Here is a 17360-nt window from a genome sequence, read left to right as displayed (position 1 = left end):
CGAGCCCCGAATCAGGCGCCTTTCGCTGGCGCCATTACGCCGAAAACACCCGGCCCCTTTACGGCGAAAGGCAACACTACAAGTCCGAGATACAAGCGCGTTTCCCCCATTTGAGGATCGACCATATGGCAGATCCGTGTTTCACGAACGTCAAGGGGTTCCTTGCTGCTGGCGAGGCAACGCTGCTGCGCGATAAGAAGCGCAAGGAAGGAGTGCCCGCATGACAGGCGCTTTGGAGATCAAGGTAACAATCAGCGAAGTAGTGACGCCCGCGCTGTTCGATGCTCTGGTTGCGATCTCCAACCCGAGGCAGCGTGCGGCGCTGTTGAAGCGCCTTGCCGAAGATGCGCTGCGAGGCAGCGTTTCGGTCAGCCACCAGCCGGGGACGCGCGATGCGCCGGCTGCGACCGGTCAGCCAATCGCCGGACCAACGATCGTTACATCCGCGGGCGACGCGGTCGTTACAGCTGCGAGCAAAACCGACCGCGACGGTGAACCGGACTTCGACTACGCGTTTCTGGCTGAAAACCTGAACTTCGGTTGACGCCGCGATGGAAGGGGGCGTCAGTGCACTTCGCGCCCGCTTGACAATGCGAGAATGCTGACAAGATAGGAACGTATAGTTCAGGCCTGCATAGGCGACGGAGGAAGAAATGGGCTTTTCAGAAACCTTGGCGCAAGCCGACTGGACGCGCGGCGTTCGCATGTGGATTTTGGTGGCCGCCGCGCTGGCTGCGTGGGAGGCAGCTTATCTGTTTCATCGTGCCTGGCTCCGCTCAGCTGAAGGAGCCGATGATGTACGCTAGGTTCATGGCGCTGCCGTTTTACACGCGACGCACCATTATCGCCACCGCGTCGTTTTTCTCCATGTTCGTGATTGTCCATCTGCCGAAGAACGGATTCAGCGAATCGTTGTTGTTCGCGGCGGGGCTCACTCTGCTCTGGGCAGTGGGTATCTTGATCCCCTTCCTCAAGATCCTTTTCTTTGTGTTGAAGTGGCGTCTCAACTACGTTGTGCGCTTCAAATAGTCGTCGGAACGACGAGAAAAAAAACCCCGACCAATGGTCGGGGTTTTTTTTTTAGGGGGGTGCTCAGTGCAGCAGAGAGACACCTTGTGCGCTCGCCTGTCGACGAATGCAGTAAAACCAAGCAGTGTCCAGCGTGACGCCCTGCTTCTCCAGCCGGGCATGACCACCTCGTTTGCGGTCGATCACGTCGTAGGCTTCCGCCTCGGACTTCCCTACTCTGACCGATAGCTTCTGAAGCAGAACGCGATGCGCCGGTTGCGAGGCCGGCGCATCGCGTTTGTCGATAGGCGCTGGAGCGCGGCTTGCCAGCGGCCCTGTGCGTTGAGACCGCCGAGCACCCGCGAATCACTACCGTACCTTGCCCGCCTTCCAGGCTGACAGCAGTTGCTCATACTTCACTGTTTCGCCCTTGGGTTTTTCGTTGTCAAGGCGCTTCCAAGGCGCATGCTGGTCTGACAGCCACTTGGACGGATCGCTTTGCGGATTGAGTTCCGGCGCGCAAACCTTCATTCCGGCTCGCTGCAAACGGGCCAACACCTGATCCATTTCTTTCGCGAGGTTGTCCATTGCAGCCTGCGGAGTCTTCTCACCCGCGACCGCGGTGCCCACGTTCTTCCACCAGAGTTGCGCCATCTTCGGATAATCGGGCACGTTGTTGCCGGTCGGCGTCCACGCGACGCGCGCCGGACTGCGATAGAACTCGATCAAGCCGCCGTATTTGTCCGCGTTTTTCGTGAAGTAGTCGCTATGAATATCGGAGTCGCGAATGAACGTGAGACCGACAATCGACTTCTTGAGCGACACGCTCTTCGACGTGACGAACTGCGCGTACAGCCATGCGGCGGCTCGCTGCTTCGGCGGCGTCGACTTGAAGAACGTCCACGAGCCGACATCCTGATAGCCGTTCTGCATGCCGTCTTTCCAGTAAGCGCCGTGCGGCGACGGCGCCATGCGCCACTTCGGCGTGCCGTCCGCATTCGTGACGTTGCCCGGCTTGAGCATCGACGCCGTGAACGCCGTGTACCAGAACACCTGTTGCGCAATACGGCCTTGCGCGGGCACCGGGCCAGCCTCGCTGAAGGTCATGCCCGACGCTTCCGGCGGCGCGTATTTCTTGAGCCAGTCGATGTACTTGGTCGTCGCATACACTGCTGCCGGGCTGTTGGTGCCGCCGCCGCGCGATACCGACGCACCCACCGGATGACAGCCGTCGGGCGTCACGCGAATGCCCCATTCGTCGACGGGCATGCCGTTCGGAATGCCCTTGTCGGCTGCGCCCGCCATCGAGAGCCATGCGTCCGTGAAGCGCCAGCCGAGCGATGGGTCCTTCTTGCCGTAATCCATATGGCCGTAAACTTTCTCTCCGTCGATGTTCTTCACATCGTTCGTGAAGAACTCGGCGATGTCTTCGTACGCGGACCAGTTGACCGGCACGCCGAGATCGTAGCCATACTTCGCCTTGAACTTGTCCTGCAGATCCTTGCGTGCGAACCAGTCCGCGCGGAACCAGTAGAGATTCGCGAACTGTTGGTCGGGAAGCTGATAGAGCTTCTTGTCGGGCGCGGTGGTAAAGCTCGTGCCGATGAAGTCTTTCAGGTCGAGCCCGGGGTTCGTGTATTCCTTGCCCTCCCCTGCCATGTAATCGGACAGCGGAACAATCACGCCATAGCGATAGTGCGTTCCGATCAGATCGGAGTCCGAGATCCAGCCGTCGTAGATGCTTTGCCCGGATTGCATCGAGGTCTGCAATTTCTCGACGACGTCGCCTTCCTGAATGATGTCGTGCTTCACCTGAATGCCGGTGATTTCACTGAACGCGGCAGCGAGCGTCTTTGATTCGTAGGTATGCGTGTCGATGGTTTCCGACACGACATGAATCTCCTTGACGCCCTGCGATTTGAGTTTCGCAGCGGTGTCGATGAACCATTTCATCTCGTCCATCTGCTGCTGTTTCGAAAGCGTGCTCGGTTGAAACTCGCTGTCCACCCATTTCTGCGCCTCGGGCGTGCCCGCGAGCGCCTGATTCGCGAAGGCACCTGACACGATGCTCGCCAATGCCAGCGTGACGATCCGTCTCCTCTGATGCATGGTGTTCTCCTGTTTCTTCCGTGCCCCTTCGACCGTGTCGGCGCCCGCTGGGGGCATCAGCGGAACCGGCAGTTGCCCGTCTCCATTGCATGCGTCCATGCGTCCGATTGCTAGCCCTTCCACATGATCGCGAGCAGTATCAGCACGGAGGCCGCGAACCCCGGCCAGGAACTGGCGCCCTCGTCGCTGATTGCGAGCCACGCGAGATTGATATACGCGGCAGTCAACAGGCCGATGAACAGCCGGTCACCGCGCGTCGTCGGAATAGGCAAAAAGCCCTTGCGTTCATGAGTGGGCGAGCGCAGTTCCCATACGGTCATGCCGCCCAGCATCACGACGATGCAGGCGAAGAAGATCGCCACCTCGGGGGTCCAGTACATCCAGGTGAACATCACACTCTCCCCATCGCGAAGCCTTTCGCGATGTAGTTGCGCACGAAGTAGATCACCAGCGCGCCGGGAACGATGGTCAGCACGCCCGCCGCCGACAGCACGCCCCAATCCATGCCGGCCGCCGACACGGTCCGCGTCATCACCGCAGCGATAGGTTTCGCGTTGACAGAAGTCAGCGTGCGCGCGAGCAGCAGTTCGACCCAGCTGAACATGAAGCAGAAAAAAGCCGTGACGCCGACGCCCGACTTGATGAGCGGGAGAAAGATCTTCACGAAGAATGCGGGAAACGAATAACCGTCGATGTACGCGGTTTCGTCTATCTCTCGGGAGACGCCCGACATGAAACCTTCGAGAATCCACACGGCAAGCGGCACGTTGAACAGCATGTGCGCGAGTGCGACGGCAATGTACGTGTCGGTCAGGCCGACGCTCGAATACAGCTGGAAGAATGGAAGCAGGAATACGGCGGGCGGCGTCATGCGGTTGGTCAGCAGCCAGAAGAACATATGCTTGTCGCCGAGAAAGCGATATCGCGAGAACGCGTACGCGGCAGGCAATGCGACCAACACCGACATCACCGTGTTCATGAGCACGTAGATGATCGAATTGATGTAGCCCCAGTACCACGAGGGATCGGTGAAGATCACCTTGTAGTTCGCTAGCGTCGCGTGCTGCGGCAGCGTGGCGAACGTCGACATGGTCTCCTCGTTCGTGCGCAGTGAGATGGAAACCATCCAGTAAAGCGGAATGAGCGCGAACAGCACATAGACGACGAGCATCGACGTCCGCATCCAGCGGCGCTTATCCTGCATGGTCGGCTCCTTGCGCGGCGGATTCGCCTTTGCCTACGCGGCTCATCCAGCTATAGAGAATGAAGCAAAGCAGCAGAATGATCAGGAAATAAATCAGCGAGAAAGCCGCCGCCGGTCCCAGGTCGAACTGACCGACCGCTTTCTGAGTCAGATACTGACTGAGGAATGTCGTGGAATTGCCGGGACCGCCGCCTGTCAGCACGAACGGCTCGGTGTAGATCATGAAGCTGTCCATGAAGCGCAGCAACACGGCGATCATCAGCACGCCGCGCATCTTCGGCAATTCGATGTAGCGGAATACCGCGAAGCGGCTCGCGCCATCTATTTCCGCGGCCTGATAGAAGGCGTCCGGAATCGCGCGCAATCCCGCATAGCACAGCAGCGCGACGAGCGGCGTCCAGTGCCAGATGTCCATCACGAGCACGGTGATCCATGCGGCCGTGGGACTCGCCGTATAGTTATAGTCGAAGCCGAGACTATTCAGCCAGTAGCCGAGCAGTCCGATATCCGGGCGCCCGAAGATCTGCCAGATCGTGCCCACCACGTTCCACGGAATCAGCAACGGCATGGCAAGCACGATGAGCGTGGCCGATGCCCGCCATCCGGAAGCCGGCATCGACAATGCGAGACCCACGCCCAATGGAATCTCGAACAGCAGAACGCACGCGGAGAAGATGACCTGTCTGCCGAGCGCCTCGCGCAGATCCGGGTCGGTCATGATGTTGCGAAACCATTCCGTACCGACGAACACGTGCTGGGTCGGCCCGATGATGTCCTGCACCGAATAATTGACCACCGTCATCAGCGGCAGGATCGCGGAGAACGCGACGCAGATGAACACCGGAATGACCAGCAACCATGCCTTTTGATTGACGGGCTTGTTCATCGCGCGGCCCCTTCCAGAATGCGGGTTTCGATTCTCTCGTCGTTGCAGAAGAACACGGTTTCAGGCGCGATGAGATGCAGCCAGGCAGGGCCGTCGACAACTCTTAGATGCGGCTCGAGCTTCGCATTGAAAACATGGCCGTCGCATTGCAAGGTGACCAGTTGATAGTTGCCGAGCTGTTGCGCGCGCAGCACTTGCGCGGCGACCGCGCCGGCTTCTCCTTCCTGCGAGAGGCGGACGAACTCAGGGCGAATCCCCAGCTTGAGCGCGCCGCTTGACTGCTGATGCGCGGCCCGTAGCGTCGCGAGCGTGCCGGCGTCGAGCGGCAAACGCTGCGAGCCGATTCTTGCGCCGTCGCCGTCGAGCTCGATCGGACAAAGATTCATGCCCGGACTGCCGATGAAGTAGCCTACAAAAGCGTGATCCGGCCGCAGAAAGAGCGCATCGGCTCCTCCCTTCTGAACGACGCGGCCATTCGTCATGACCACGACTTCATCGGCGAAAGTCAGCGCTTCTACCTGATCGTGCGTCACGTAGATCAGTGTGAGCTTGAGTTGCTGATGAATCTTCTTCAACTGGCGGCGCAACATCCACTTCATCGCCGGGTCGATCACGGTCAACGGTTCGTCGAAGAGAATCGCCGCGACGTCCTTGCGCACGAGGCCGCGCCCGAGCGAGATTTTCTGTTTGGCGTCGGCGGCCAGATTGCTCGCCCTGAGCGGCAGGTCGCGCGTCATATCGAGGATGTCCGCGACTTCGTGCACGCGCTTTTTGACCTCGGCGTCCGGCAGCTTGCGATTACGGAGCGGAAACGCGAGGTTCTCGTAGACGGTCATCGTGTCGTAGACCACGGGGAACTGGAACACCTGCGCGATGTTGCGCTGACGTGCGCCGAGCGCCGTCACATCGCGTCCGTCGAACAACACCTTGCCCTCGGACGGCCTCACGAGCCCCGACACGATGTTCAGTAGCGTGGTCTTGCCGCACCCCGATGGACCGAGCAACGCATAAGCGCCGCCGTCATCCCAGACCATGCTCATAGGTTGAAGCGCGTAGTCGTCGCGCGTCGCGGGACCTGGTCCATAAGCGTGCCCGAGATTCGTGAACTCAATGCGCGCCATGAGCTGCCTCCGGGCTGGACACCAGTCGGGTATCCGCACCGAACACGAACAGTTCTCGCGGGTCGATGAAAACGTCGAGCTGCGCGCCGAGCTCGATCTGATGCACGCCCTGCAACTGCGCAACCAGATTGACCGCGCCGGTCAGCGTGCGCAGATGCAGGTACGTTTCGGAGCCGCTCAGTTCAGCGAGTTCGAGCCGGCACGGAACGGCGATCGCATGAGAGGCCTTTGCCTGAAGACGCAGATGCCCCGGCCGGATGCCGATGCGGCACGCGCCGTTCACAGCGTCCGCGTGCTGGACCGGCACCTCCACGCCGATCGGCAGACGCGCGCGGCCGTTGCCGCAGTCGCTCGACAGCATGTTCATCGGCGGGTCGTTGAACACAGCCGCAGCCGCGACGTTGACCGGAGCGTTATAGACGTCGAGCGTGGGGCCGAACTGCAGGACCCGGCCTTTATCGACGATCGCCGTATAGCCGCCCAGCAGTAGCGCTTCGAGAGGTTCGGTGGTCGCGTACACGACGGTGGTATTGCCGTCGGCGAAGAGCGTAGTCAGTTCCATGCGCAGTTCCTCGCGCAGCTTGTAATCGAGATTGACGAGCGGCTCGTCGAGCAGCACCAGCGACGTACGCTTCACGAGTGCACGCGCGAGCGCGCAGCGCTGCTGTTGTCCGCCTGACAGTTCGCCGGGCCGCCGCTCCAACAAATGATCGATATGCAATTTGCCTGCGACTTCCTGCACGCGCCGGCGGATCTCGGCGGCGTCGGTCTTTTGCAGGCGCAAAGGCGAGGCGATGTTCTCGAATACCGTCATCGCCGGGTAGTTGATGAACTGCTGATAGACCATCGCGAGATTGCGCTGACGCACGCTGACGCCTGTCACATCGTGACCGTCGACGAGCACTCGGCCCTCACTCGGCCTGTCGAGACCCGCCATGACGCGCATCAGCGTGGTTTTACCGGCCTGCGTGGGTCCGAGGAGCACATTGATAGCGCCTGGGACGAGGCGCAAATCCACGCCGTACAGATGCGGTTGCCCGCCAGAAACGACACTGACTCGCTCCAGTTCCAGGACCAAATCGCTCTCCTTTGCGGCGTGCGCGACGCCAGTCGCAGAGGCGGGGCTTCAAGGCGTCGATTGGATTTCGCTTGGATTACGTGCAGCAGCCAGAATGTCCCTTTTGTTGGATTTCGTTTAAATCGGGGTAAACCTTACGACAGGAAGAAAGGGAGGCGACGGTGGGCGGCCGAAGGGACAGTTGGGCTCGTCATACGCACGATCATTTTTCAATGTCGTGGACAGGCGGGATCACGCGGACGTGGGCGGGAGGGGCGGGTCTCGGGTTCTCGCTGGCGGGCGTCGTGCGCGTCAGCAAGGTGGCAATGCAGAAAGACAGACGCTACAGGAAAGTCATGGGCTAGCGGGGTTGTACAGTCCGACTTGGACAGCGATGCGGAACACAGCCGCCGCGACCGCTTGCAGAGATGCAACGAAACGCAGCACCTTGTCGGGCCGACCGTCAGTCACTCACTGTTCGGCGGGTTCGCAGTCGAAAGCCGGCAGAGCTTCGTCGCAATACTCAGAAGGCGTTGGAGAGCAAGCGCTGAGGGTTTTCCGTAAGCGCATGCGGATGCACCTGCGCTTGCTGCGCGAGAGAATGCGCAACGCCTTTGCTGAATCGACGTGGCGACACAGCGCATCTCAAGTACTGATCCATGCTCCGCTAGCGCGTGCAACGATACGGATGAAACGGCTCAGGGCAAAAGATAGCTACCGGTTTTCTTCCCGATGTAATGGTAGGACCCTTTCTCGGCGGGCAGCACTTGGACTTGTTGCCAGTCGAACTGGCCTTGTATGCCCTTGAACTTACCCGTGCCGGAACTCAACGTCCCCTTTCCGGACGTTGAGCCCGAAGCATAGCTGAATGCCTCGACGAACTTGTCCCCATCCTTATCGGTGTACACGCAGTAGCCGGTCCCGCTTTGTGCAGTGAAGCCGGCTTCTAGACAGTGGGCCGACACGTTGCGCATGAACGGCGTCTTGTTGTCATTTCCCATCAACAGAGTCGACTCGAACAAGTACACAACATCATCCCCGCTGACGGCGACCTCTTTCACGCCCGTCCCCGCAGCGGTGTACGTCGCGTCGATGACTCCTTTCTTCGGGATGGTCTGAGCGGCACCGTTAGACGCCGCGACAATCGTGAGCAAGCAAAGAGCTAGTTGACCTCTGCTCACACGTCCGAATGATCTGTTCATTGTCGTCCCCTGCCGTTGAATCGCTTTGGCGAACGAGCCGAAAACGCGTCGATATGCTTCGCATTCCTATGCTATTAACGCGTCTGACAAAACGAATGATTCTCGCGTAACTCGTTCGAAAGGCTTCTCCAAGGTTATAGAGGGTTTCGCCGCGAATATCAAATGGCCTGTTTCGAGGTGCTGCTCGTAGGGACACGACAATTTCACGTCCTAAGCACCCTTTTGGCTTGGATCTCCTGCTGACGACAAAAGCTCGAAGCGAGCGGGCTATACAGACGCCGCACGGGAGCGACGGGCGGTAGCTAAGCCGGGCAACTTCGTCGGCATTGTAAGACGATGCTTTTCCCTTCTCACACGGCTAACGCCAGCGAAAAGGTCCAGTGCAGTCTTGCAACGCTATCTGTTGGCATACCTTAATTCGGCACTTTCCCTTCGCCTCGTTCCTGTCGAGCGCGCTGCTTCAACCTTCGACCACCTGTTGCTCAGCGTGCTCAGAGACGACGTCGGTTATGCAACGTTGAGACGGTGCCGAGGCGGGTTTGCCCACTCGTAGAGCAAGGCTCCGTCACACTCGCCGCGCGACTGTCTACAGGGGAATCCCCTAATGCGTTCCTGAAGACGGCGCCTCGGTGCTGCAGTAGGTCGCGGCAGCCTTCTGCCGACACGTTCGCCACCACGCTGACCCAATTATTCGTATTTCGCAAATGGCGCGTTCGCTGATTGTTCCATACCAAGGACTCGCGCCCGCACCCTATCTTTCGGTCGTTGCCCCTTTGTATCGAATCGTGCTCTCTCAAAGGCGGACGACCACACTCGCGGATTTCACCGCGCACAACTGCAACAGAGTCGGTACGTGCAACTGCGCTCATTGCGCACCTGCAACAACTGACTCTCTCGGAGACGGAAATGAAAGAAACTGACTGGGACACTTCGTACGAATGGAAGGCAGTCACGCTGCTGGCATTGGGCTTCGGGCTGGTGGGATTGGACAGATGGCTCATCGCGCCGCTGTTTCCGTCGATGATGAAGGACCTCGGACTGACGGCGCAGGACGTAGGAAACTGCATCGGAGTCCTTGGCCTGTCGTGGGGCGTATTCGCGGCGCTGATGGGAGGCATCTCGGACAAGGTGGGCCGCAGGAAGGTGCTTATTCCGGCGATCATCGCGTTCTCGCTGCTTTCGGGCTTCTCTGGTCTCGCTGGCGGGCTCTTCAGTCTCATCGCGATTCGTGGGCTGATGGGTGTCGCAGAGGGCTCCTTTTGCCCGACCAGCTTCGCGGCGACAGCTGATGCATCGCTTCCGCGCCGTCGCGGCCTGAACCTCGGTCTACAGCAGAGTGGTTTTGCGCTCTTCGGCTTGGCGTTGTCGCCCATCATCGCCACGCAGTTGCTCGCTTTCGTTACGTGGCGTTGGGTCTTTGCTTTAGTTGCGATTCCGGGCCTAATTCTCGGAGCGCTCATGTTCTTTGTCATTCGCGAGCCGAAAGTCGTTAAGGAGGTTGCTTCGGAACATGCGCCGGCATCGCTAGGCCATGTCCTCAAGAGTCGAAACATTCTTGTCGCCATGCTGGCGTTGTGCTGCGCAATGACGGGGGTGTTCGTGCTCGGCGCCCTGCTGCCCCTTTATCTCACTGACTACCTCTCGCTCGATACACAAAAGATGGGCCTCGTCGTCTCGGCTATCGGCTTTGGCGGTTTTCTAGGCCAGTTCGGTTTGCCTGGCCTCTCGGACCTCGTCGGGCGCCGACTGGCGAGCATCGTGGGCTTCGCCGGAACGGCCGTGATGCTCTATATCTTCCGCGGTCTCGGCGCTCAGCCGCTCGCGCTTTTTGCTGTGCTATTTGTCGCGTCCTTCTTTACGCTGGGCCTCGTCTCGCTGCTGTCCGGACCCGTGGCGACAGAGGCTGCACCGGTCGGACTTGTCTCGACATCCATTGGCGCAGTGGTGGGCGTAGGCGAGATTTTCGGCGGCGGGATTGCGCCGGCGATGGGCGGCTATGTCGCCACCCACTTCGGTATCGCGAACATCCTCTGGCTGCCGATGTGCGCTGTCATCCTCGGCATTCTGGTCAGCTTGCTTCTGAAGGAGACCGCGCCGGCAGTCGTTCAGCGTCGCGCGGTCCTTCGGCCTGAACTCACTGCAGGCGAGCAGCCGAGGTAACTCAAGCACGATTCGATGCGTCTGCTATGCCGCCTCGGAAGGCATGACGGTTATTCACTCGTTGGCTTCGACAATAGACGTTGGCCTTTTCTCGAAGTCGACCGCCTGCACCCTTTCCGCAGTTAAACAAGGAACACGAGCCAACCATTCTTTCGCAGTCTGAGTCGTCCGGTCCATTTAAACTGGTGTTTTGCACAGGGAAAGCGCCATATGGACCGGTTTCTCAGCATTGAGGCATTCGTGAGAGTGGCGGAAACAAGCAGCTTCGCCGAAGCGGCGAGACAGCTCGGTGTGACGAGTTCGGTCGTGACCAACCGCATCCAGCAGTTGGAGAAGTTCGTCAATGCGCCGCTCTTCCACCGCAGCACGCGCCACGTCCGACTTTCGGAAGTCGGCGAAGCGTTCTATCGCGAATGCGCCGAGGTCGTGGGCCGCGTGAATGAACTGACCGACCAGATGCGCGAGCTCCGCGCGACGCCGACGGGGCGCTTGCGCATTCAGATGCTTCCCGGCTTTGCTCTTGGACATTTCGGCGCGCCGCTCGCCGAATTCAACAGACGCTATCCGGGGATTCAACTCGATATCATCGTGAATGACCGGGTTGTCGACCCAGTCGAAGAAGGCTTCGATATCGCGTTCCAGATTTTCCCTCCCATCTCGGAGTCGCTCATCGAGCGTCGACTATTCAACGTTCGCCGCCTGTTTTGTGCATCGCCTGCTTACCTTGAAAAGCATGGTGCTCCGCAGCATCCGCGTGACTTGCTGCATCACATCACCGCGCTGTATTCGGGATATCCCTCACGAAACCGCTGGACGATGATCCACGGTACGGAGGTCGTGGAAATGGAATTGCCGGGCATGATTCGTTCGAATTCTGTGCACTTACTGAAGGACTATGCGCTGACAGGCGGAGGCATCGTATGTTTGCCGACCTTGGTCGCCAGCGAGGCGCTCGTGAGCGGGACACTGGTGCCCATCTTGACGGACTATGAACTCTCGACGTTGAACTTCGCAGCCGTCTATCCGGCGACCCAGCGCCAGGCATTGAAGGTCAAGGCGCTTGTCGAATTCCTCATCGAATATCTGGGTCCTGAGCCGTCGTGGGACCTGCCGTTGCTCGAGCGCGGCTGGGTGCGGTAAGCCGCGTCGTCGCCGGCCGATTATTCGCGAATCGCAAATGCCGTAGTCGGTGACTCGCAGGTTGTTGCGGCCAGTTTTTGCCCCTAGAGTTGAACGTAACGAGCAGTTCAACACAGGAGACAGCAATGACCGACACTGCATTCCATACCGTCTTTGGCTCCCTCGATAACTTCAAGAAAGGTGGCGTCGAAATCACGAGCGGGAGCGCTCGCCACTACGCGTTTTCGAACGTGTTCGAGGTCGCATCGAAATCGGCACCCTACGAGAAGGTCGTCGCCGGCAAGAACCTCGAATACGTGATCGAAGTACTGCGTACCGAGGGCACATCGCCGTGGTACACATGCGCGCACGACGAATTCACTATTCAGATGGACGGCGAAGTCCGCATCGAATTCATCAAGCTCGAAAACCCGCCGACGTCCGGGCGCGGAACCGTGAGCGCAGGCACCGAGCCCGTCGGGCGAAAGATGGGCCACGTGGTGCTGCGCAAAGGGCATCAGGCACTGCTCCCCGCGGGCTGCGCATACCGCTTTACCGCGAGCAAACCGGGGGTCGCGCTCGTGCAGACCGTACTCGGCGCGCTGTCCGTAGAGAAGTGGGCAGATATCTGTCTGCACTAAAAGCCCGACCAGCGATATCCAACGTTTCAGGAGACAAGTCATGGCCACCCTCGACACGCTCGACCATCCCGCAGACTTCGCAGCCGACACCGTGCGCTCGACGGAACCGGACGCCATCACGGGCTACCGCCGCTTTCAGCTCGGTGAATTCGAGTTCCAGCGCGACGAGTATTTCGTGAAAATCAGTTGGCCCGCAAAAGGTCAGACGCGTACGCACGCCGTGCCGGCAGACGCATTCCTGCGCGCAATGATGCGCGATGTGGCATGGGGCTTCTTCTACGGCTGGGTCAACTTCGACCATGTGTTCGGCACGCGCAATCATTACGGCAAGGTGGATGTGTACGCCGGCACGTTCAACGGCATCATGAAGGAAGCGGGCGTCGACTATACGGAGACCTTCGAAACGCCGACTATCATGGCGACGTTCAAGGCCATCCTACACGACTGGACCAACGAAGGCTTCGACCCGTTCGCAGCGCCGGAAGAAACCGGAACGGCGTTCGGGCGCAAGCATGGCGAGAACGACGCGGCGATCGAACGCACGCGCATTGCGACGCGCCGCATGCCGGGCCTTGCGGGCGACTCGCCGCTGCGCAACGATCTACCGGTCAATCGCGAGTTCCTCGACGTCGCGCAGGATGAGCCGGAAGTCCATGTCGAGCCGGGATTCGAAGGCGAGCTTCACGCGTTCAACCTCTTCAAATATCTTTCCCGTTCAGATGTGACGTGGAACCCGTCGGTGACCTCCGTCTGCGGCCTTAGCCTGTTCTGTCCGACCACCGAAGAGTTCATCTTGCCCGTGTTCCACGGAAACGACCGCGTCGAGTGGTTCCTGCAGCTCTCCGACGAAATCGTCTGGGATATCGGCGACAAGAACACCGGCGCACCGCGCGCTCGAATCACCATGCGCGCCGGCGACATCTGCGCGATGCCGGCCGACATCCGGCATCAAGGCTACTCGACGAAGCGCTCGATGCTGCTGGTTTGGGAGAACGCCACGCCTGATCTGCCACAGCGCTATGAGAGCGGTGAACTTGCCCCGTATCCCATTGCGTTCTAAGCAGAACGAAGCATCGAATCGAGGAAGACTCATGCAGAACCAACTCTTCATTGACGGCCGCTTTGTCGATGCCGTCGATCGCGGCACCATCGACGTGCTCAATCCGCACGACGGCTCGCTCATTACAAAGATCGCGGCGGCGACTGCCGCAGATGTCGATCTCGCCGTCGACGCAGCCACTCGCGCATTCCCGAAGTGGTCGGCCATGGCGGCGGCCGAACGTGGCCGGCTCCTGCTGCGCCTTGCCGACGCCATCGAGGCGAACGCCGAGGAGCTCGCGCAGCTCGAATCGCTCGATACCGGCCACCCGATTCGCGATTCCCGCGCGCTCGACGTACCGCGTACAGCCGCGTGCTTCCGTTACTTCGGCGGCATGGCCGATAAGCTGCAAGGCTCCGTGGTTCCCGTGGAAACCGGGTTCCTCAACTACGTGCAGCGCGCGCCTATCGGCGTAGTCGGCCAGATTGTTCCGTGGAATTTCCCGCTGATGTTCACGAGCTGGAAGATGGGGCCGGCGCTCGCTGCGGGCAATACGGTGGTATTGAAGCCTTCGGAGATCACGCCTCTATCGACGTTGCGCATCGTCGAAATCATGGCCGAGGTCGGCTTCCCCGCAGGCGTCGTCAACATCGTACCGGGCTATGGACACACGGCCGGCCAGCGGCTCGCCGAACACCCGGGCGTGGGAAAAATTGCATTTACCGGGTCGACGGCGACTGGTCGCCGAATCGTCGACGCCTCGCAGGGCAACCTCAAGCGTGTGCAACTGGAACTCGGCGGCAAAGGCGCGAACATCGTGTTCGACGACGCGGATCTCGATGCCGCCATCAACGGCGCCGCGTGGGCCATCTTTCACAACCAGGGGCAGGCATGTATCGCGGGTTCACGTCTAATTCTGCATGAACGCATCGCGGACGAGTTTCTCGAGCGATTCGTTTCGCTGGCTTCGTCTATTCGTGTCGGCAACCCTCTGGACGACGATACGGAAATGGGGCCGCTCACATCGAAGCAGCATCTGGACCGCGTGCTGACGTTCGTCGACGTGGCGCGAGAACAAGGCGGTCGCGTACTCACGGGCGGTAGCGCCCCGCAAGACAGTGCCTTGGCGAATGGCTATTACGTCCGTCCAACTGTCATCGAGGCGAAAAGCGCGTCCGACCGTATCGCTCAAGAAGAAGTGTTCGGTCCGTTTGTCACGGTTCTGCGCTTCGGCAGTGACGAGGAAGCGCTCGCTATCGCAAACTCGACCGAATATGGATTGGGCAGCGGCCTCTGGACTCGCGACCTGTCTCGCGCGCACAAGACCGCGTCGCGAATTAATGCCGGCATGTGCTGGATCAACTGCTACAAGCGGGTGAATCCAGGCAGCCCGTTCGGCGGTGTGGGCAAGTCGGGCTACGGTCGCGAGATGGGCTTCGAAGCGATGCACGACTACACGGAAGCGCGCTCGGTGTGGGTCAATGTCGACGGTAACGTGCCGCCGCACTTCAAGCGTTGAGGTCTTCATGGAGCGCTTTGTCTATCAGGGAACCCCTACGCGAGTCGTCTTCGAATGGGGCGCACTCGGTAAGCTGCCCGACGAACTGACGAAGCTCAGCGCGCGGCGAGCGCTTATTTTGTCGACGCCTGAGCAACGGCATCTCGCTGACCACGTGGCGGACGTCCTCGGCGAGCGCGCCGCAGGCGTCTGTGCCGAGGCGGTCATGCACGTTCCAATGGAGGTCGCCCGCGCGGCTTGCGACACGGCTCGCGACATGGATGCGGACTGCTGCATTGCGATTGGCGGCGGCTCCACCATCGGACTAGGCAAGGCGATAGCACTCGAGTCGTCCTTGCCCATCCTCGCGGTGCCGACCACGTACGCAGGCTCGGAGATGACGCCGATATATGGACTCACCGAAGGCCGTCTGAAGCGCACTGGCCGCGATGTGCGCGTGTTGCCGCGCACCGTCTTGTATGACCCGTCGCTAACCCTGTCGCTTCCTGCCGGCATCTCGGCCGCTTCCGGCGTCAACGCTCTGGCGCATGCGGTAGAGGCGCTTTACGCCGACGACGCCAATCCTGTCATAAGCTTGATGGCCGAGGAGTCAATACGCGCGCTCAGCGAAGCGTTGCCGGTGATAGTCAAAACGCCGGGCGATCGCGACATGCGCAGCCGTGCGTTATATGGCGCGTGGCTCGCAGGCACCTGCCTCGGCGCGGTCAGCATGGCCGTTCATCACAAGCTATGTCACACGCTAGGCGGCACGTTCAATCTTCCTCACGCACAGACTCACGCGGCAATGTTGCCTCATACGGCGCACTATAACCACGTTGCTGCGCCCGAGGCGTTGCTTCGCGTCGCCCGGGCGCTCGGCGGAAACGAAGCCGCGGAGGCGGGCCCGCTGCTGTTCGAGTTGAACGAGAAGCTCAGCATTTCCGCGGCGCTGGCCGATATCGGCATGCCGTATGCCGGACTCGACGAAGCAGCGGATATCGCCTGCAAGAACCCGTATGCGAATCCGCGGCCGATTGAACGCGCGGCGATTCGTGCGCTGCTTCAGGACGCGTGGGAAGGACGGTCACCGCATTGAGCGGTCGCCGAATAGACATGGAGACAAACGTGACAACAGAACTCGACGACAGCGATGCGAAGCTGACCGATCAGGTCGTTGCCAGCTTCGCCAACACACCGGATGTGCGCCTGCGAACATTGATGCAAAGCCTCGTGCGACACATGCACGCCTTTGTCCGCGAAACGCAGCTTACCGAGCAGGAGTGGATGTCCGCCATTCGCTTTCTCACCGAGACCGGGAAAATGTGCGATGGCGTCGTGCGTCAAGAATTCATCCTCCTGTCGGACACCTTGGGCGTCTCGATGCTAGTCGACGCGATCAATCATCGGTTCGCGAGCGGAGCAACGGACACGACAGTGTTTGGTCCGTTCTATATCGAGGGCATGCCGGAGCGTGCCTATGGCGAGAACATGGCCTCGACGCCCGGCACGCCAGCTGTCGTGCATGGGCAAGTACGCAGCACCGACGGCACGCCGATTGCCGGCGCAGTGCTCGACGTCTGGCAAACCGCTGAAAACGGCATGTACTCCGGCCAGGACGCCGACCAGCCGCTCGACAACCTGCGCGGCCGCTATCGCACGGATGCGGAAGGCCGCTACGCGATCACCACCATTCTGCCGGTCAGCTATCCGATCCCGACCGATGGTCCGGTCGGCAAGATGCTGAGTGCGACAGGAAGGCACCCGTGGCGGCCTGCGCATTTGCACTTCATGATTGACGCCGTGGGGCACCGAAGACTCGTGACTCATATCTTCGATAAAGACGACAAATATCTCGAGTCCGATGCGGTCTTCGGTGTGAAGACGTCACTGACGGTTTCCTACCGTGAGCGAGCGGCCGGTGATGAACTCGCTCGTCGTTTCAATGTCCGAGGCCCGTATCGCGAGGCGAACTACGACTTCGTTCTTGACCGGAGCTAACGAGATGCGCCGCTATTTCGCAGTGTTTGCCACTGACAAGCCGGACATGCGCGAAGTCCGCGAGCGCGTGCGACCCAGCCATCGAAGCTATTTGCGCAGCGCGTCCGAGCATGGCGTTCACGTCCGTCTCGGGGGCCCCACCCTCGCGCCGCTGTGCAACAAGATGAATGGCACGCTTCTGGTTGTCGAGGCCGATGACATCGATGCTGTGATGCGCTTCGTAGGCGAGGATCCGTACATGAAAGAAGGATTGTTTTCCCGCGTCGAGGTCCGTCCGTGGGACTGGAGCCTCGGAAATCCCGAACAACGGGCTTGAAC

General features: G+C 60.2%; 18 protein-coding genes and 1 pseudogene. 12 read left to right on the top strand and 7 right to left on the bottom strand.

Features of this window, described 5'->3' with window-relative positions; all coding sequences use genetic code 11:
- From NCR34_RS25950 to NCR34_RS25935, 4 genes and pseudogenes are all read left to right on the top strand, one after another.
- Positions 1-224 (top strand): annotated as a pseudogene (locus NCR34_RS25950) (hypothetical protein); the annotation flags it as partial.
- A complete protein-coding gene (locus NCR34_RS25945; protein WP_248324018.1) occupies positions 221-544 on the top strand; it encodes a hypothetical protein in 324 nt (107 codons plus the stop codon). The pseudogene NCR34_RS25950 and the gene NCR34_RS25945, both read left to right, overlap by 4 nt.
- A gap of 109 nt (positions 545-653) precedes the next feature.
- Positions 654-806 carry a hypothetical protein gene (locus NCR34_RS25940; RefSeq protein ID WP_250501250.1) on the top strand — a complete coding sequence of 51 codons (153 nt, stop codon included), beginning with the start codon at positions 654-656 and terminating at the stop codon, positions 804-806.
- 4 nt (positions 807-810) lie between these two features.
- Positions 811-1029, top strand: coding sequence for a hypothetical protein (locus tag NCR34_RS25935; protein ID WP_248324016.1), 219 nt, complete (start codon positions 811-813; stop codon positions 1027-1029).
- A 348-nt stretch (positions 1030-1377) separates the two neighbouring features.
- Here NCR34_RS25935 and NCR34_RS25930 read toward each other — a convergent pair whose 3' ends face one another.
- The 7 genes from NCR34_RS25930 to NCR34_RS25900 form a co-directional block, all read right to left on the bottom strand.
- Positions 1378-3117: an ABC transporter substrate-binding protein gene (locus NCR34_RS25930; protein WP_248324015.1), complete on the bottom strand. Its 1740-nt coding sequence runs from the start codon at positions 3115-3117 to the stop codon at positions 1378-1380.
- Between the two features lie 110 nt (positions 3118-3227).
- The gene (locus NCR34_RS25925) at positions 3228-3509 is read right to left on the bottom strand and encodes a DUF2160 domain-containing protein (protein WP_175942871.1); all 282 of its coding nucleotides are present in this window, start codon (positions 3507-3509) and stop codon (positions 3228-3230) included.
- Positions 3509-4321 (bottom strand): carbohydrate ABC transporter permease, encoded by an 813-nt coding sequence (locus NCR34_RS25920; RefSeq protein WP_175942869.1) that lies wholly within the window; start codon positions 4319-4321, stop codon positions 3509-3511. Before NCR34_RS25920 ends, NCR34_RS25925 begins: the two co-directional genes overlap by 1 nt.
- Positions 4311-5207: a carbohydrate ABC transporter permease gene (locus NCR34_RS25915; RefSeq protein ID WP_175942867.1), complete on the bottom strand. Its 897-nt coding sequence runs from the start codon at positions 5205-5207 to the stop codon at positions 4311-4313. The genes NCR34_RS25920 and NCR34_RS25915 overlap by 11 nt, the downstream gene beginning before the upstream one ends.
- A complete protein-coding gene (locus tag NCR34_RS25910) occupies positions 5204-6328 on the bottom strand; it encodes an ABC transporter ATP-binding protein (protein ID WP_248324014.1) in 1125 nt (374 codons plus the stop codon). The genes NCR34_RS25915 and NCR34_RS25910 overlap by 4 nt, the downstream gene beginning before the upstream one ends.
- Positions 6315-7406, bottom strand: coding sequence for an ABC transporter ATP-binding protein (locus NCR34_RS25905; protein WP_248324013.1), 1092 nt, complete (start codon positions 7404-7406; stop codon positions 6315-6317). Before NCR34_RS25905 ends, NCR34_RS25910 begins: the two co-directional genes overlap by 14 nt.
- 677 nt (positions 7407-8083) lie before the next feature.
- Entirely contained in the window at positions 8084-8539 is a 456-nt protein-coding gene (locus NCR34_RS25900) for a hypothetical protein (protein WP_248324012.1), read from the bottom strand.
- 954 nt (positions 8540-9493) lie between these two features.
- On the opposite strand from NCR34_RS25900, the gene NCR34_RS25895 reads away from it, so the two are divergent.
- The 8 genes from NCR34_RS25895 to NCR34_RS25860 all read left to right on the top strand — a co-directional run bounded on the left by NCR34_RS25895 (position 9494) and on the right by NCR34_RS25860 (position 17358).
- The gene (locus NCR34_RS25895; RefSeq protein ID WP_248324011.1) at positions 9494-10747 is read left to right on the top strand and encodes an MFS transporter; all 1254 of its coding nucleotides are present in this window, start codon (positions 9494-9496) and stop codon (positions 10745-10747) included.
- Between the two features lie 210 nt (positions 10748-10957).
- On the top strand, positions 10958-11887 hold the full coding sequence (locus tag NCR34_RS25890; protein WP_248324010.1) for a LysR family transcriptional regulator: 930 nt from the start codon (positions 10958-10960) through the stop codon (positions 11885-11887).
- A gap of 125 nt (positions 11888-12012) precedes the next feature.
- Entirely contained in the window at positions 12013-12507 is a 495-nt protein-coding gene (locus NCR34_RS25885; RefSeq protein WP_248324009.1) for a cupin domain-containing protein, read from the top strand.
- Between the two features lie 40 nt (positions 12508-12547).
- Positions 12548-13567 (top strand): hydroxyquinol 1,2-dioxygenase, encoded by a 1020-nt coding sequence (locus NCR34_RS25880; RefSeq protein WP_250501249.1) that lies wholly within the window; start codon positions 12548-12550, stop codon positions 13565-13567.
- Positions 13568-13598: 31 nt separating this feature from the next.
- Entirely contained in the window at positions 13599-15065 is a 1467-nt protein-coding gene (locus NCR34_RS25875; RefSeq protein WP_248324007.1) for an aldehyde dehydrogenase family protein, read from the top strand.
- Between the two features lie 7 nt (positions 15066-15072).
- On the top strand, positions 15073-16140 hold the full coding sequence (locus tag NCR34_RS25870) for a maleylacetate reductase (protein WP_248324006.1): 1068 nt from the start codon (positions 15073-15075) through the stop codon (positions 16138-16140).
- Between the two features lie 29 nt (positions 16141-16169).
- Positions 16170-17042 carry an intradiol ring-cleavage dioxygenase gene (locus NCR34_RS25865; protein WP_248324005.1) on the top strand — a complete coding sequence of 291 codons (873 nt, stop codon included), beginning with the start codon at positions 16170-16172 and terminating at the stop codon, positions 17040-17042.
- Between the two features lie 4 nt (positions 17043-17046).
- Positions 17047-17358 (top strand): YciI family protein, encoded by a 312-nt coding sequence (locus NCR34_RS25860; RefSeq protein ID WP_248324004.1) that lies wholly within the window; start codon positions 17047-17049, stop codon positions 17356-17358.
- The last annotated feature ends 2 nt before the right edge of the window (positions 17359-17360 follow it).

This window comes from Caballeronia sp. GAWG1-5s-s, assembly GCF_023631445.1.
Taxonomy (GTDB): Bacteria; Pseudomonadota; Gammaproteobacteria; order Burkholderiales; family Burkholderiaceae; genus Caballeronia.
This window is presented reverse-complemented; position numbering and strand designations above follow the sequence as displayed.

What these genes read in the sequence shown, in the direction of transcription:
- NCR34_RS25930 (WP_248324015.1), bottom strand. Translation starts at nt 3,117, where the DNA reads ATGCATCAGAGGAGACGGATCGTCACGCTGGCATTGGCGAGCATCGTG.
- NCR34_RS25925 (WP_175942871.1), bottom strand. Translation starts at nt 3,509, where the DNA reads ATGTTCACCTGGATGTACTGGACCCCCGAGGTGGCGATCTTCTTCGCC.
- NCR34_RS25920 (WP_175942869.1), bottom strand. Translation starts at nt 4,321, where the DNA reads ATGCAGGATAAGCGCCGCTGGATGCGGACGTCGATGCTCGTCGTCTAT.
- NCR34_RS25895 (WP_248324011.1), top strand. Translation starts at nt 9,494, where the DNA reads ATGAAAGAAACTGACTGGGACACTTCGTACGAATGGAAGGCAGTCACG.
- NCR34_RS25910 (WP_248324014.1), bottom strand. Translation starts at nt 6,328, where the DNA reads ATGGCGCGCATTGAGTTCACGAATCTCGGGCACGCTTATGGACCAGGT.
- NCR34_RS25885 (WP_248324009.1), top strand. Translation starts at nt 12,013, where the DNA reads ATGACCGACACTGCATTCCATACCGTCTTTGGCTCCCTCGATAACTTC.
- NCR34_RS25880 (WP_250501249.1), top strand. Translation starts at nt 12,548, where the DNA reads ATGGCCACCCTCGACACGCTCGACCATCCCGCAGACTTCGCAGCCGAC.
- NCR34_RS25935 (WP_248324016.1), top strand. Translation starts at nt 811, where the DNA reads ATGGCGCTGCCGTTTTACACGCGACGCACCATTATCGCCACCGCGTCG.
- NCR34_RS25870 (WP_248324006.1), top strand. Translation starts at nt 15,073, where the DNA reads ATGGAGCGCTTTGTCTATCAGGGAACCCCTACGCGAGTCGTCTTCGAA.
- NCR34_RS25940 (WP_250501250.1), top strand. Translation starts at nt 654, where the DNA reads ATGGGCTTTTCAGAAACCTTGGCGCAAGCCGACTGGACGCGCGGCGTT.
- NCR34_RS25860 (WP_248324004.1), top strand. Translation starts at nt 17,047, where the DNA reads ATGCGCCGCTATTTCGCAGTGTTTGCCACTGACAAGCCGGACATGCGC.
- NCR34_RS25945 (WP_248324018.1), top strand. Translation starts at nt 221, where the DNA reads ATGACAGGCGCTTTGGAGATCAAGGTAACAATCAGCGAAGTAGTGACG.
- NCR34_RS25875 (WP_248324007.1), top strand. Translation starts at nt 13,599, where the DNA reads ATGCAGAACCAACTCTTCATTGACGGCCGCTTTGTCGATGCCGTCGAT.
- NCR34_RS25915 (WP_175942867.1), bottom strand. Translation starts at nt 5,207, where the DNA reads ATGAACAAGCCCGTCAATCAAAAGGCATGGTTGCTGGTCATTCCGGTG.
- NCR34_RS25890 (WP_248324010.1), top strand. Translation starts at nt 10,958, where the DNA reads ATGGACCGGTTTCTCAGCATTGAGGCATTCGTGAGAGTGGCGGAAACA.